At 61.5% G+C, this 14295-nt stretch carries 12 protein-coding genes; 6 read left to right on the top strand and 6 right to left on the bottom strand.

What is annotated here, in order from left to right; translation table 11 throughout:
- Positions 1–169: 169 nt before the first annotated feature.
- Positions 170–655 (bottom strand): FKBP-type peptidyl-prolyl cis-trans isomerase, encoded by a 486-nt coding sequence (locus tag PspR76_RS04175; RefSeq protein WP_027606858.1) that lies wholly within the window; start codon positions 653–655, stop codon positions 170–172.
- Between PspR76_RS04175 and PspR76_RS04170 the strand changes: the two genes are divergently transcribed.
- The 3 genes from PspR76_RS04170 (at position 654) to PspR76_RS04160 (ending at position 4020) form a co-directional block, all read left to right on the top strand.
- A complete protein-coding gene (locus PspR76_RS04170) occupies positions 654–944 on the top strand; it encodes a DUF3565 domain-containing protein (RefSeq protein WP_159961317.1) in 291 nt (96 codons plus the stop codon). The genes PspR76_RS04175 and PspR76_RS04170 overlap by 2 nt on opposite strands.
- 79 nt (positions 945–1023) lie before the next feature.
- Positions 1024–3123 carry a phosphate acetyltransferase gene (pta, locus tag PspR76_RS04165; protein ID WP_159954096.1) on the top strand — a complete coding sequence of 700 codons (2100 nt, stop codon included), beginning with the start codon at positions 1024–1026 and terminating at the stop codon, positions 3121–3123.
- Positions 3124–4020, top strand: coding sequence for an acyltransferase (locus PspR76_RS04160; protein ID WP_159954095.1), 897 nt, complete (start codon positions 3124–3126; stop codon positions 4018–4020). It abuts the gene before it with no gap.
- A gap of 159 nt (positions 4021–4179) precedes the next feature.
- On the opposite strand, the gene cysN is transcribed toward PspR76_RS04160, so the two are convergent.
- The 3 genes from cysN to PspR76_RS04145 all read right to left on the bottom strand — a co-directional run bounded on the left by cysN (position 4180) and on the right by PspR76_RS04145 (position 8035).
- Positions 4180–6078, bottom strand: coding sequence for a sulfate adenylyltransferase subunit CysN (gene cysN, locus PspR76_RS04155; protein WP_159954094.1), 1899 nt, complete (start codon positions 6076–6078; stop codon positions 4180–4182).
- A gap of 9 nt (positions 6079–6087) precedes the next feature.
- The gene (gene cysD / locus PspR76_RS04150; protein WP_159954093.1) at positions 6088–7005 is read right to left on the bottom strand and encodes a sulfate adenylyltransferase subunit CysD; all 918 of its coding nucleotides are present in this window, start codon (positions 7003–7005) and stop codon (positions 6088–6090) included.
- 271 nt (positions 7006–7276) lie between these two features.
- Positions 7277–8035, bottom strand: coding sequence for a Nif3-like dinuclear metal center hexameric protein (locus PspR76_RS04145; protein ID WP_159954092.1), 759 nt, complete (start codon positions 8033–8035; stop codon positions 7277–7279).
- 102 nt (positions 8036–8137) lie between these two features.
- Between PspR76_RS04145 and algW the strand changes: the two genes are divergently transcribed.
- From algW to PspR76_RS04130, 3 genes are all read left to right on the top strand, one after another.
- Entirely contained in the window at positions 8138–9292 is a 1155-nt protein-coding gene (gene algW, locus PspR76_RS04140; RefSeq protein ID WP_159954091.1) for a Do family serine endopeptidase AlgW, read from the top strand.
- Between the two features lie 109 nt (positions 9293–9401).
- Positions 9402–11498, top strand: a complete 2097-nt coding sequence (locus tag PspR76_RS04135; RefSeq protein WP_159954090.1) for a TonB-dependent siderophore receptor — start codon at positions 9402–9404, stop codon at positions 11496–11498.
- An 11-nt stretch (positions 11499–11509) separates the two neighbouring features.
- A complete protein-coding gene (locus PspR76_RS04130) occupies positions 11510–12229 on the top strand; it encodes a DUF4198 domain-containing protein (protein ID WP_159954089.1) in 720 nt (239 codons plus the stop codon).
- Between the two features lie 123 nt (positions 12230–12352).
- On the opposite strand, the gene hemH is transcribed toward PspR76_RS04130, so the two are convergent.
- A complete protein-coding gene (gene hemH / locus PspR76_RS04125) occupies positions 12353–13378 on the bottom strand; it encodes a ferrochelatase (protein WP_159954088.1) in 1026 nt (341 codons plus the stop codon).
- Positions 13379–13392: 14 nt separating this feature from the next.
- A complete protein-coding gene (locus PspR76_RS04120; RefSeq protein ID WP_159954087.1) occupies positions 13393–14292 on the bottom strand; it encodes a TIGR01777 family oxidoreductase in 900 nt (299 codons plus the stop codon).
- Positions 14293–14295 lie beyond the last annotated feature (3 nt).

Genomic DNA, 14295 nt, shown 5'->3' with positions numbered 1-14295 from the left:
TGGGAGCGGGCTTGCCCGCGATGACAGTGTGTCAGTCACCGAATACCTGGCTGATACACCGCTATCGCGGGCAAGCCCGCTCCCACATTTGGACTGCGGTGCATTTTCAAGGCAAAAAAAACGCCCCGAACCAGTCGGGGCGTTTTGCTACCTATTGATCAAACCACAATCAATGGTGATGACCGCCTTCACCGTGAACGTGGCCGTGGGCCACTTCTTCCTGGGAAGCATCACGGATGGCAACGATCTTCACCTGGAAGTTCAGGCGCTGGCCAGCCAGAGGGTGGTTACCGTCGACAGTCACGTCGTCGCCGTCCAGGTCGCGGATGGTGACGATCTGCATTTGGCCGTCCGGCGCGGAAGCGTGGAACTGCATGCCCACTTCCAGCTCGTCAACGCCTTCGAACATGCTGCGGCTCAAGGTGCTGACCAGTTCGGCGGAGTATTCGCCGTAAGCATCTTCAGGTTCTACGGCGACGGTCAGTTCGTCACCGACGCTCTTGCCTTCCAGAGCCTTCTCCAGGCCCGGGATGATGTTACCTGCGCCTTGCAGGTAGACCAGCGGCGCGCCGCCGGCGGAGCTGTCGATGACCTCACCAGCGTCGTTGGTCAGGGTATAGTCGATGGAGACAGCCTTGTTAGCGGCGATCGTCATGGGGCGAGACCTTTTGCATAAGAATGAAGAACGGACAAGTCTAAACAAGGATTTGCCCGAAAGCGAACACAACCCGGACAGACGGGGCCGATCAACGGCATCCTTCATCATCGGCTTCCGACAGGATGACGACGGGCACTGGGTCGCCGAGCTGTCCTGCGGCCACACCCAACACCTGCGCCACCAGCCGCCCTGGCAGTCCCGCGCCTGGGTACTCGACCCCGCGCAACGCCTTGAAAAAATAGGCCAACCCTTTGCGTGCGGCTGGTGTGCGCAACAGCACGAATAACGATAACCTTGGCGTCTGATTCCCGGTAGGTACTCAGCCATAGAGCGCCACCGAAGCCATGCACCTCCAGAGAATTCGCATGCAGACTTTTTTTATCGCGCCCACCGATTTTGGTGTGGGTCTGACCTCCATCAGCCTTGGGCTGGTGCGTACCCTTGAACGGGCCGGGCTGAAAGTCGGCTTCTTCAAACCGATTGCCCAGCCGCACCCGGGCGACACCGGCCCCGAACGCTCCACCGAACTGGTGGCGCGCACCCACGGCCTGAAACCGCCTCAACCGCTGGGCCTGGCCCATGTGGAGCGCATGCTCGGTGACGGCCAGCTCGACGAGCTGCTCGAAGAGATCATCACTCTTTACCAGCAAGCCGCTGTGGGCAAGGACGTGCTGATCGTCGAAGGCATGGTGCCGACCCGCAGCGCCAGCTATGCGGCGCGGGTCAACCTGCACCTGGCCAAGAGCCTCGATGCCGAAGTGATCCTGGTGTCGGCGCCGGAAAACGAAGTGCTCACCGAGCTGTCCGGCCGCGTGGAATTGCAGGCCCAGCTGTTCGGCGGCCCCAAAGACCCGAAAGTGCTGGGCGTAATCCTCAATAAAGTGCGCACCGACGAAAGCATGGAAGCCTTCTCGGCGCGCCTCAAAGAGCATTCGCCCCTGTTGCGCAGCGGTGACTTCCGCCTGCTCGGCTGCATTCCCTACCAGCCCGAACTCAACGCGCCGCGCACCCGCGACGTGGCTGACCTGATGGGCGCACAGATCCTCAACGCCGGCGATTATGAAAGCCGGCGCATGACCAAGATCATCATCTGTGCCCGCACCATGCGTAACACCGTGGAGCTGCTCAAACCCGGCGTGCTGGTGGTAACCCCAGGCGATCGCGACGATATCATCCTCGCGGTCAGCCTGGCCGCAATCAACGGTGTACCGCTGGCCGGGCTGTTGCTGACCAGCGACACGCTGCCCGACCCACGCATCATGGATCTGTGCCGTGGCGCGTTCCAGGCCGGGCTGCCAGTACTGTCCGTGAGCACCGGCTCCTACGACACCGCCAATCAGCTCAACAGCCTGAACAAAGAGATCCCGATTGATGACCGCGAGCGTGCGGAAATCATCACTGACTTTGTCGCCAGCCACCTCGATGCGCGCTGGCTGCACCAGCGCTGCGGCACGCCACGGGAGATGCGCCTGTCGCCTGCCGTATTCCGTTATCAACTGATCCAGCGCGCCCAGGCCGCCAACAAACGCATTGTGTTGCCCGAAGGCAGCGAGCCGCTGACTGTGCAAGCTGCCGCCATCTGTCAGGCGCGCGGCATTGCTCGCTGCGTGTTGCTGGCCAAGCCAGCCGATGTAGAAGCGGTCGCCCGCGCCCACGGCATCGAGCTGCCCGAAGGCCTGGAGATTCTCGACCCGGACCTGATTCGCCAGCGTTATGTCGAACCGATGGTCGCGCTGCGCAAGAGCAAGAGCCTCAACGCGCCGATGGCCGAGCAGCAACTGGAAGACACCGTAGTGATCGCCACGATGATGCTCGCGTTGGACGAAGTGGACGGCCTGGTTTCCGGCGTCATTCACTCCACTGCCAACACCATCCGCCCTGCCCTGCAACTGATCAAAACGGCGCCGGGCTGCACCCTGGTGTCGTCGGTGTTCTTCATGTTGTTCCCCGAGCAGGTGCTGGTGTACGGCGACTGCGTGATGAACCCGCACCCGAGCGCTGCGGAACTCGCGGAAATCGCCCTGCAAAGCGCCGACTCGGCCGCCGCGTTCGGCATTACCCCGCGCGTGGCAATGATCAGCTATTCCAGCGGTGACTCGGCCAGCGGCGAAGAAGTGGAAAAAGTTCGTGAAGCCACCCTGCTCGCCCACGAACAGCAAAGCTCGTTGCTGATCGACGGGCCGTTGCAGTACGACGCCGCCGCCAACGAAACCGTCGCACGGCAGCTGGCGCCCAACAGCCTGGTCGCCGGCAAAGCCACGGTGTTTGTGTTCCCGGACCTGAACACCGGCAACACCACGCACAAAGCCGTGCAACGCAGCGCCGATTGCGTAAGCCTGGGGCCGATGCTGCAAGGCCTGCGCAAACCGGTGAACGACCTGCCGCGCGGCGCTCAGGTCGACGACATCGTTTACACCATCGCACTGACTGCGATTCAAGCCGCCAACCGACCTATGGATATCTAAATGCTGGATTTTCTACCTGCCGCCGTGCGCGGGGTGATCGCGTCCTTGTTGTTGGCGCTGAACACGATCCTGCTGTGCTCGTTTCTGTTTATCGTCGCGCTGTTCAAGGCGCTGCCGTTTGCCAAGCGCTTCAGTGAATGGCTGATGAACCACACCCATGAAGCCTGGGTCACCAACAACAAGGGCTGGATGAACCTGGTACGCCGCACGCGCTGGCACCTGACTGGCCTTGAGGGGTTGGACTATCAGCACTCATACCTGGTGACCAGTAACCACCAGAGTTGGGTGGACATCATGGTGCTGCAGTACTTGCTCAATCGACGCATTCGCCCGTTGAAGTTCTTCCTCAAGCAGGAGTTGATCTGGGTGCCGGTGATCGGCCTGGCGTGGTGGGCGTTGGGCTTTCCGTTCATGAAGCGCTACACCAAGGCCTACTTGGAGAAGCACCCGGAGAAGAAAGGCAAAGACCTGGTAACCACGCGCAAGACCTGTGCGAAGTTTCGCGACAACCCGGTGGGCATATTCAACTTTGCCGAAGGCACACGGTTTACGCCGGGCAAGCATGCCCAGCAGAAATCCCCATTTCGCTATTTGCTCAAGCCCAAGGCCGGCGGGATCGCGTTTGTGCTGGATGCCATGGGTGAGCAGTTGAAATCACTGGTGAACGTGACGATTCACTACCCTGCCGGGCGCCCGGGGTATTGGGATTTGCTCTGTGGGAATGTGAAGGATGTGGTGGTGCACTTTGAAGAGGTGCAGATTCCGGCCGGGTTTATCGGCAAGAATTACGAGCAGGATGGTGAGTATCGGTTGGCGTTTCAGGGCTGGATCAACCAGCTGTGGGAAGACAAGGATGCGTTGCTGGAGAAGCTGCACACCGATTACCCTGCCAGATGATCGTTCCCACGCTCTGCGTGGGAATGCTTCCTGTGACGCTCCGCGTCACGACCTCAAGAGCGGACGCAGAGCGTCCAAAGCGGCATTCCCACGCAGAGCATGGGAACGATCAGCCCGCCACCGAGTGCTCGGTGGCGGGCTTTTTTGTGGCGGCGAGGTTTAGATCGCGCCGCGCTGACGCAACAATTCCAGCACTTGCTTGACGCTGTCTTCCAGCGACAGGGCCTGGGTGTCGATCACCAGATCGGCATTCAACGGCACGTCGTACGGGAAGGATTCGCCAGGGATGTTATCCCCGCCGGCAGCGTACAAGCCTTGCGGGTCACGCTCGGCGCACACCAGCGGCGACGCTTGCACGTAAACGGTGAGCAGGCGGTCGGCACCGATCAGCGCCTTGGCCTGTTCACGGCCTTCGGCATCCGGAGCAACGAAAGCAGCCAGGGTCAGCAGGCCGGCTTCGTTGAACTGGCGCGCCACGTGAGCGGCACGACGCCAGTTCTCGGTGCGCCCGGCGCGGTCCTGCGGCAAGCCCTTGTTCAGGTCGTGACGCAGGTTCTGGCCATCCAGCACAAATACCGCACGGCCCATGTCGAACAGCTTGCGTTCAACCGCGTAGGCCAAGGTGCTTTTACCCGCGCCCGACAGGCCGCTGAACAACACGGTGGCCGGCTGCTGGCCAAAGCGCAGAGCACGCTCTTCGGTGGCGACATGAGCAAGGCTGCCGTGCTGCGCAGAACCGCCATGATTGACCGGCGGCGCAATGATCATGCCCGCAGCCACGGTGCCGTTGGTCAACCGGTCGATGACGATAAACGCACCGGTGGTGCGGTTGCTGTCGTAGCCGTCGAGCGCGATGGCGGCGTCGAGGCTGACCTTGACCCGGCCGATCTCGTTCAACTGCAGCGAACTTGCCGGGCCTTCGGCCAGGGTGTTCACGTCCACACGGTGCACGATGCTGGTGATGGAACCCGGCACGTAGCTGGTGGCGCGCTTGATGTCGTATTTCTTGCCCGGCAGCATCGGCTCTTCGGCCATCCACACCAGCATGGCGTCGAAGGCGTCGGTCACTTGCGGCACGTTGTCGGCATGCACCAGCAGGTCGCCACGGGAGATGTCGATCTCGTCTTCCATGGTCAGGGTCACGGCCTGGCCTGGGCCGGCGTGTTCCAGCTCACCTTCAAAGGTGACGATGGATTTGACGCGGCTGCTCTTGCCCGACGGCAGCACCACGACTTCGTCGCCTTTGTGCACGATGCCGCTGGCCAGGGTGCCGGCGAAACCACGGAAGTTCAGGTTCGGACGGTTGACGTACTGCACCGGGAAACGCAGGTCGGTGTAGTTGCGGTCGTTGGCGATCTCGACGCTTTCGAGAATCTCCATCAGCGACTGGCCGGTGTACCAAGGCGAACGCTCGCTCTTGTTCACCACGTTGTCGCCCTTGAGCGCCGACATCGGTACGAACGCCATGGTGCTCGGCTTGAACGCGATGCCCTCGGCGAACTTCAGGTAATCGGCCTTGATCTGCTCGAAGATGCTTTGGTCAAAGCCATTGATGTCCATCTTGTTGACGGCCACCACGATGTGCTTGATACCCAGCAGCGAAGCAATAAAGCTGTGGCGACGGGTCTGGGTCTGCACGCCGTAGCGGGCGTCGATCAGGATAATCGCCAGGTCACAGGTAGAGGCACCGGTGGCCATGTTGCGGGTGTACTGCTCATGGCCGGGGGTGTCGGCGATGATGAATTTGCGCTTGGCGGTGGAGAAGTAGCGGTAGGCAACATCGATGGTGATGCCCTGCTCGCGCTCAGCCTGCAGGCCGTCGACCAGCAACGCCAGGTCGATGTCGTCACCGGTGGTGCCGGACTTCTTCGAATCGCGGGTGATGGCTTCCAGGTGATCTTCGTAGATCATCTTGGAGTCGTGCAGCAGGCGCCCGATCAGGGTGCTCTTGCCGTCGTCGACGTTGCCGCAGGTCAGGAAGCGCAACATTTCCTTGCGCTCGTGCTGGCCCAGGTAGGCGAGGATGTCCTCGCTGATCAAATCAGATACGTGCGACATGACAGCCCCTTAGAAATAGCCTTGACGTTTTTTATCTTCCATCGAGCCTGCACCATCGTGGTCGATGACACGGCCCTGGCGCTCGGAAGTTCGCGTCAGGAGCATTTCCTGAATGATGTCCGTCAGCGTCTCGGCTTCGGACTCCACCGCGCCCGTCAACGGGTAGCAGCCAAGGGTACGGAAACGTACTTTCTTTTTGACGATTCGGGCTTTGTCTTCGTCAGACAAGTGCTCGAGGATGCGGTCGTCGTCGATCATGATCAACGTGCCGTTCTTCTCGATCACGTCGCGCTCGGCGGCAAAATACAGCGGCACAATCGGGATGCCTTCGAGGTAGATGTACTGCCAGATGTCCAGCTCGGTCCAGTTGGACAGCGGGAACACACGGATCGACTCACCCTTGTTGACGTTGCCGTTGTAGACGTTCCACAGCTCCGGGCGCTGGTTTTTCGGGTCCCAGCGGTGCTTGCTGTCGCGGAACGAGTACACACGCTCTTTGGCGCGGGATTTCTCTTCATCGCGACGGGCACCGCCAAAGGCTGCGTCGAAACCATGCTTGTCCAGGGCCTGCTTGAGGCCTTCGGTTTTCATGATGTCGGTGTGCTTGGCACTGCCGTGGGTGAACGGGTTGATGCCCTGCGCCACGCCATCCTGGTTGACGTGGGTGATCAGGTCCAGGCCCAGCTCTTCGACCATCTTGTCGCGGAACTTGTACATCTCCTGGAATTTCCAGCGGGTGTCGACGTGCATCACCGGGAACGGCAGCTTGCCCGGGAAGAAAGCCTTGCGCGCCAGATGCAGCATCACGGCGGAGTCTTTACCGATCGAGTAGAGCATCACCGGGTTGTCGAACTCGGCGGCGACCTCGCGGATGATGTGGATGCTTTCCGCCTCCAGCTGTTTCAGATGCGTCAGTTTGTCGACCATGGCTACTCACGGAAAAACGATCTTATGGACGGCCAGCGGGCCGTGTTCGAGCGAGGCATGCTAGCACAGCACCTTCTTCTATTCAGGGAGCTGGCTAGATCGAAACGGTATATGAATATGCCACTGGGTTTGGCGTGAAACTCGCCCAGCGGTGGGAGCTGGCTTGTGTGGGAGCTGGCTTGCCTGCGATGGCATCCACCCGGTGTGCCAGATGTACCGAGTTGCTCGCATCGCAGGCAAGCCAGCTCCCACATTGGGCCAGTGGCGAGGCTTAGATCGGGTTGGGGCAATCGATGAAAAGGTGTTCCAGGGCAAACCGTCGGGCCAGGTAATCGCCCAACGCCTGGACACCGTAGCGCTCAGTGGCGTGGTGCCCGGCGGCGATGAAACTGATGTCGTTTTCCCGCGCGCTGTGGAAGGTTTGCTCGGAGGCTTCGCCGCTCAAATACAGGTCGACGCCGGCCGCAATCGCGTCGTCGATGTAGCCCTGGCCACCGCCCGTGCACCAGCCGACACGGCGGATCATTTCGCTGCCTTCGATCAGCAGTGGCTCGCGGCCCATCACGTCCTGCACACGGCGGGCGAAGTCGCGAGGCGACAACGGCTCGGCGAGGGAGCCGACCAGGCCTACGATTTTCGGGTTGCTCGGGTCCAGCGGGCCTTCGACGGTGATGTCCAGCTGGCGGGCCAGTTGCACGTTATTGCCCACCTCAGCGTGCAGGTCCAGCGGCAGGTGGTAGGCGAGCAAACTGATGTCGTGTTTGAGCAGGGTTTTCAGGCGGCGCTGCTTCATGCCGGTGATGCACGGGTTTTCGCCTTTCCAGAAATAACCGTGGTGCACCAGCACCAAGTCGGCCTGGGCCTCGACGGCGGCGTCCAGCAGGGCTTGGCTGGCGGTCACGCCGCTGACGATGCGCATCACCTGCGGGCGACCCTCGACCTGCAGGCCATTGGGGCAATAATCGGCAATTTTTGCACTGCCGAGGTAGCGGTCCGCTTCCTCGACGAGGGTGGTAAGGGGGACGGCCATAAAAGACTCCTAAATATCCCGTTCCGAGGCGCTCGCAGCCTCGTATAATGCGCGACATTATGGGCGCTCTCCCGCCCCCTGCAACCTGTCAGGACTTACTTGATGCTCAAGGCACTGCGTTTTTTTGGATGGCCATTGTTGGCTGGCGTGCTGATCGCGATGCTGATTATTCAGCGTTATCCCCAGTGGGTGGGCTTACCCAGCCTGGATGTGAACCTGCAACAAGCCCCGCAAACCAACTCGGTAGTGCAAGGTCCGGTGACTTATGCCGACGCCGTGGTCATCGCCGCGCCCGCGGTGGTCAACCTGTACACCACCAAAGTCATCAACAAACCGGCGCACCCGTTGTTTGAAGACCCGCAATTTCGCCGCTATTTCGGCGATAACGGGCCCAAGCAGCGCCGCATGGAGTCCAGCCTTGGTTCCGGGGTGATCATGAGCCCGGAAGGCTACATCCTCACCAACAACCACGTGACCACCGGCGCCGACCAGATTGTGGTGGCCTTGCGCGACGGCCGCGAAACCCTGGCCCGCGTGGTCGGCAGCGATCCGGAAACCGACCTCGCGGTGCTGAAAATCGATTTGAAGAGCCTGCCGTCGATCACCATCGGCCGCTCCGAAGGGCTGCGCGTCGGTGATGTGGCGCTGGCCATCGGCAACCCGTTCGGCGTCGGCCAGACGGTGACCATGGGCATCATCAGCGCCACCGGGCGTAACCAGTTGGGGCTCAACAGCTACGAAGACTTTATCCAGACCGACGCGGCGATCAACCCGGGCAACTCCGGCGGCGCGCTGGTGGATGCCAATGGCAACCTGACCGGCATCAACACCGCGATTTTCTCCAAGTCCGGCGGCTCCCAGGGCATCGGTTTTGCGATCCCGGTGAAGCTGGCGATGGAAGTGATGAAGTCGATCATCGAGCACGGCCAGGTGATTCGCGGCTGGCTGGGCATTGAAGTACAGCCGCTGACTAAAGAGTTGGCTGAGTCGTTCGGCTTGACCGGACGCCCAGGCATCGTGGTCGCCGGTATCTTCCGCGACGGCCCGGCGCAGAAAGCCGGCCTGCAGTTGGGCGATGTGATCCTCAGCATCGATGGCGAGCCGGCCGGTGATGGCCGCAAGTCGATGAATCAGGTGGCGCGGATCAAGCCGACCGACAAGGTGGCAATCCAGGTGATGCGCAACGGTAAAGAGATAAAACTGCTGGCGGAAATCGGCTTGCGCCCACCACCGGCGCCGGTGAAAGAAGAGGAATAACGGTTCTTGGGAGCCCGTTCGCGGGCTCCTGTAACCTAATATTTCAAAAGAAATCCATTCTCATTAGGCATGTTATATTGTTTCAATATAGACATTGGAACGCTCTATCATGCCGTCTCGAAGAATTGCCCCCATGGCCGGCCTGGCCTTGGGTTTGCTGCTCGACCCCGCCTACGCTGAAGACAACACCGTAGAACTGGACACCATCAGCGTCACCTCCGACGCCTATGAATCCGCCACCGGCCCGGTCAAAGGCTACCGCGCCACCCGCTCGGCCAGCGCGACCAAGACTGACACCGCTCTGCGCGACATCCCACAATCCATCAGCTTAATTCCCGCCACAGTGCTCAAGGACCTGGGCAGCACCAGCGTGGAGCGCGCGCTGGAATTTGCTGGCGGCGTGTCCAAGCAAAACAACTTCGGCGGCCTGACGCTTTACGAATACAGCGTGCGTGGCTTCACCACCTCTGAGTTCTACCAGGACGGTTTCAGCGCCAACCGTGGCTACCCGAGCACGCCGGACGCCGCCAATATCGAGCGCATTGAAGTGCTCAAAGGCCCCGCTGCCAGCCTGTACGGGCGCGGCGATCCGGGCGGCACAGTCAATATCGTCACCAAGAAACCCCAACCGCAAGCCTTCACCACCGTGCAAACCAGCGCCGGCAGTTGGGACCGCTATCGCACCGCCTTGGACGTAAATACCCCGCTGGACAGCGAAGGCCGCGTGCTGTCGCGGGTCAACCTGGCAGTGGAAGACAACCACAGCTTTCGCGATCACGTGGATGCCCAGCGCGTCTTCGTCGCGCCATCCTTCAGTTGGCAGTTGAGCCCGGACACGCGCCTGCTGGTGGAAAGCGAATTCGTACGCCACAGCTCAACCTTCGACCGCGGCATTGTCGCGCCGCACGGTATGTCGCGCTCCACCTTCCTCGGCGAGCCCAACGACGGCAACATCCGCAACCACAACAACCGCCTCCAGGCGGCCCTTGAACATCACCTCAACGACGCCTGGCAACTGCGCCTCGCCAGCCACTACAAACAGGGCAGCCTGTGGGGCGACGCCTCGGAAAGCCGCGCGCTGAACGCCGACGGCCATACCGTCAACCGCCGCTACCGCGAACGCTCCAGCGGTTGGCACGACAGCATTACCCAGCTGGAACTGCGCGGGTTGTTCGACATCGGCAGTTGGCAGCACGAACTGTTGATCGGCACCGAGTACGAGGACTACCGCAAAAAGGAACGCGTGACGGCCATCGGCGGCAGCCTCTACCCCATCGACATCTATAAGCCGGTCTATGGCCAGGCCAAACCCAACGGCGCACGCACCGGCACCGACTTCTTCGAACAGACGAAAAGCCAGGCGCTGAACCTGCAGGACCAGATCGTCTTCACCGACCGGCTGCGCGGCATGCTCGGTGCGCGCTTTGAACACGTTGAACAAAGCACCGATGACTTCGCCCGCAACCACGCCAAAAGCCGGCAAACCCATGACGCCCTCACCCAGCGCGCCGGTTTGCTCTACCAGCTCACCCCGCAAGTCGGGGTGTTCGCCAACGCCTCAACCTCGTTCAAGCCCAACAACGGCCTGGACGCCGGCGGCAAATCCTTCAAGCCGGAAGAAGGCGTGGGCTATGAAGTGGGGATCAAGAGCGAGCTGTTCGACGACCGCTTGAGTACCACCCTCGCCGCCTTCCATATCGACAAGCAAAACGTCCTGGCCCTGGACCCGGCCACCGACACTAACCGCGCCATGGGCAAGGCACGCAGCCAGGGTTTCGACCTGCAACTGACCGGGCAATTGACTGACGCGGTAAGGGTCATCGGCGCCTTCGCCTACATCGACGCCGAAGTGACCAAGGGTGACAAAGCCATCCCCACCGGCAGCCGCATTCTTGGCGTGGCCAAGCGCAGCGGCAGTCTGTTGGGTGTGTATGAGTTTCAGGATGGCCTGCTTCGCGGTTCGGACCTGGGTGCGGCGTTCACCTACGTTGGCGATCGCTCCGGCGAAGCCGGCAGCCGGTTTGAGTTGCCCGCCTACCACACCGTCGACCTGCTGGCGCATTACAAGGCCAGCGACAACGTCACCGTGGGCCTGAACCTCAACAACGTATTTGACGAAAAGTACTACGAGCGCTCCTACAGCAATTACTGGGTCACACCCGGCGAGCCGCGCAACGTCACCGTCAGCCTGACCCTCAACCTGTAAAAGGACGCCCCATGCAAGCCCTGAAATCCCTGGCCGTGCTCGGCCTGCTGTTTGCCAGCCACGTTTCTGCCCACGGCCTGTGGACCGAACAACGGCGCGGCAATATCGAAGTGATCTACGGCCACGGCGCCGAGGACAACGCCTTCAAGGCGCAAAAAATCAGCGGCGCCTGGGCGTATGACGCCCGCGCCAGGATGATTCCGGTCACCGTGGAGCGCCTGGCCGACCACGCACGCCTCCAGCCACTCAAATCGCCCGCCGTGTTAGCCGTGGCCCTGGATAACGGCATGTGGTCGCAAACGCCGGACAAGCAGTGGATTAACCAGGGCCGCAGCCACGTACCGGGAGCCATTCAATCAACGCAGACGTTCAAGTACAGCCTGGCGATTTACCAGCCGGGGGCGAAGTTGCCGAAACTGGATCAGATCAAGCTGCTGATCCTGCCGGAAGTTGACCCGCTGACCGTAGGGCCGGGCCATTCACTGCCGGTGCGGGTGCTGCTGGATGGCAAGCCGGCGGCGGGGATCAAGTTGGTGGGCGACTATCGCAATGCGCCAAACACCTTGAGCACCGAGACCGACAAGGATGGCCGCGCCCAGGTGCTGGTGAGGAATGAAGGGTTGAATGTGATTGCGGCGCAGGTGGAGATCCCGCTCAAAGACAATGCCGATGTGGCGACGCGCGGGTTGTTCAGCTCGCTTACATTCCTGGGTGAGCCACACCACGAATAAACACTACAAAACACTGTGGGAGTCGGGCTTGCCCGCGATGCAGGCACCCTGGTGTATCAGGCACACCAAGGTGATGCTATCGCAGGCAAGCCCGCTCCCACATTTAGTCCTCGTTTGGCTTGGTCAGAGTGACAACGGCGCGCGCTCGCACAGCGTATTCAGCGCCGCCGCCCACTGCGGATCATCATTAAGACACGGCACCAGCACCAACTCCTCGCCGCCCGCTTCACGGAACTGCTCCAGCCCGCGATCACCAATCTCTTCCAGCGTCTCGATGCAGTCCGCCACAAATGCCGGGCACATCACCAGCAGCTTTTTCACGCCTTGCTGGGCCAAGGCCTCAAGGCGCGCCTCGGTGTAGGGTTCGATCCACTTGGCGCGGCCCAGACGGGATTGAAACGCCACCGACCATTTACCTTCCGGCAAGCCCATGCGCGCGGCAAAATTCCGGGCGACGCTGAAGCATTGCGCGCGATAACAGGTAGCAAGCACCTCCGGCGAGGCGTTCTTGCAGCAGTCCGCATCTTTGAAACAATGCTGGCCGGTAGGGTCGAGCTTGGTCAGATGACGCTCCGGCAGGCCGTGAAAACTCAGCAGTAAATGATCGTATTCCTGCTCTACATACGGCCGGGCGCTCGCCACCAGCGCATCCAGGTATTCCGGCTGATCGTAGAACGGCTGCAGGATCGAGAACTGCACCTTGAGCTTTTTCTCGCGCACCACGCGCCGGGCCTCTTCAATCACGGTGGTCACGGTGCTGTCGGCAAACTGCGGGTACAACGGCGCGAGGGTGACTTTCTCAATGCCCTGGGCGGCGAGGCGCGTCAACGTCGTTTCAAGGGACGGTTCGCCGTAACGCATCGCCAATTCCACCGGGCCCTGCGTCCACTGCGCCGTCATTTGCTGTTGCAGGCGACGGCTCAGCACCACCAGCGGCGAGCCTTCGTCCCACCAGATGGACGCATAGGCATGCGCCGACTGCTCGGGGCGCTTGATCAGGATCAGCGACACCAGCAACCGTCGCACCGGCCACGGCAGGTCGATCACGTAAGGGTCCATCAGGAACTGATTGAGGTAACTGCGCACATCGGCCACCGAAGTGGACGCCGGTGAACCCAGGTTGACCAGTAACAACGCGTGATCCGTCATGCAACATCCTATGGCTAGAGGCGGCTGGACAAGTCTTCCAGGGCCGCATGCAACTCAGTGAACTGAAAAGTGAAACCGGCCGCCAGCAGCCGTTCGGGAACCGCCTTCTGACCGCCCAGCAACAACCCGGACAACTCGCCCAGCCCGACCTTCAAGGCAAACGCCGGCATCGGCATAAACGCAGGGCGGTGCAGCACCTGGCCCAAGGTCTTGGCAAAATCGCGGTTACGCACCGGGTGTGGCGCGCAGGCATTATAAGGACCGCGGGCGTCTTCCTTGTGCAGAAGAAAATCAATCAGGGCGATTTGATCTTTTATATGCACCCACGGCATCCACTGCCGACCATTGCCGATAGGCCCGCCCAGCCCCAGTTTGAACGGCAGCAACAGCCGCGACAAAAAGCCGCCCTTGGCCGCCAGCACCAACCCCGTGCGCACCTGCACCACACGAATGCCCATGGCTTCGGCGCGCAGGGCGGTTTCTTCCCAGGCGATACACAGCTGGCTGGGGAAGTCGTCCTGCACCGGGCCGCTGGCTTCGGTCAATTCGCGCTCGCCGCCGTCGCCGTACCAGCCCACTGCGGAACCGGAAATCAACACCGCCGGTTTCTGCGACAGGCCTTCCATCCACGCAAGCAAGGTTTCGGTGAGGCTGATGCGGCTGCTCCACAGCAATGCCTTGCGTTTTTTGGTCCACGGGCGATCGGCGATGGGCGCGCCGGCCAGGTTGACCACCGCGTCCACGTGGCCGATCACGTCCTGCAAGCGGCCGACCCCCAACACCTCAGGGCCGCACCATTGGGCGACGGTGTCCGGCTCGCGGCTCCACACGGTCAGGCGATGCCCTTGGGCAAGCCAGCGCAGGCAAAGCTGACGCCCGATCAAGCCTGTACCGCCGGTCAGCAAAATGTGCATGGG

It is taken from the genome of Pseudomonas sp. R76 (assembly GCF_009834565.1).
Lineage (GTDB): Bacteria > Pseudomonadota > Gammaproteobacteria > Pseudomonadales > Pseudomonadaceae > Aquipseudomonas.
Note: the sequence above shows the minus strand (reverse complement) of the source record. Positions and strands in the feature narration are given on the sequence as shown.

What these genes read in the sequence shown, in the direction of transcription:
- PspR76_RS04170 (WP_159961317.1), top strand. Translation starts at nt 654, where the DNA reads ATGGGGCGAGACCTTTTGCATAAGAATGAAGAACGGACAAGTCTAAAC.
- PspR76_RS04175 (WP_027606858.1), bottom strand. Translation starts at nt 655, where the DNA reads ATGACGATCGCCGCTAACAAGGCTGTCTCCATCGACTATACCCTGACC.
- pta (WP_159954096.1), top strand. Translation starts at nt 1,024, where the DNA reads ATGCAGACTTTTTTTATCGCGCCCACCGATTTTGGTGTGGGTCTGACC.
- PspR76_RS04160 (WP_159954095.1), top strand. Translation starts at nt 3,124, where the DNA reads ATGCTGGATTTTCTACCTGCCGCCGTGCGCGGGGTGATCGCGTCCTTG.
- cysN (WP_159954094.1), bottom strand. Translation starts at nt 6,078, where the DNA reads ATGTCGCACGTATCTGATTTGATCAGCGAGGACATCCTCGCCTACCTG.
- cysD (WP_159954093.1), bottom strand. Translation starts at nt 7,005, where the DNA reads ATGGTCGACAAACTGACGCATCTGAAACAGCTGGAGGCGGAAAGCATC.
- PspR76_RS04145 (WP_159954092.1), bottom strand. Translation starts at nt 8,035, where the DNA reads ATGGCCGTCCCCCTTACCACCCTCGTCGAGGAAGCGGACCGCTACCTC.
- algW (WP_159954091.1), top strand. Translation starts at nt 8,138, where the DNA reads ATGCTCAAGGCACTGCGTTTTTTTGGATGGCCATTGTTGGCTGGCGTG.
- PspR76_RS04135 (WP_159954090.1), top strand. Translation starts at nt 9,402, where the DNA reads ATGCCGTCTCGAAGAATTGCCCCCATGGCCGGCCTGGCCTTGGGTTTG.
- PspR76_RS04130 (WP_159954089.1), top strand. Translation starts at nt 11,510, where the DNA reads ATGCAAGCCCTGAAATCCCTGGCCGTGCTCGGCCTGCTGTTTGCCAGC.
- hemH (WP_159954088.1), bottom strand. Translation starts at nt 13,378, where the DNA reads ATGACGGATCACGCGTTGTTACTGGTCAACCTGGGTTCACCGGCGTCC.
- PspR76_RS04120 (WP_159954087.1), bottom strand. Translation starts at nt 14,292, where the DNA reads ATGCACATTTTGCTGACCGGCGGTACAGGCTTGATCGGGCGTCAGCTT.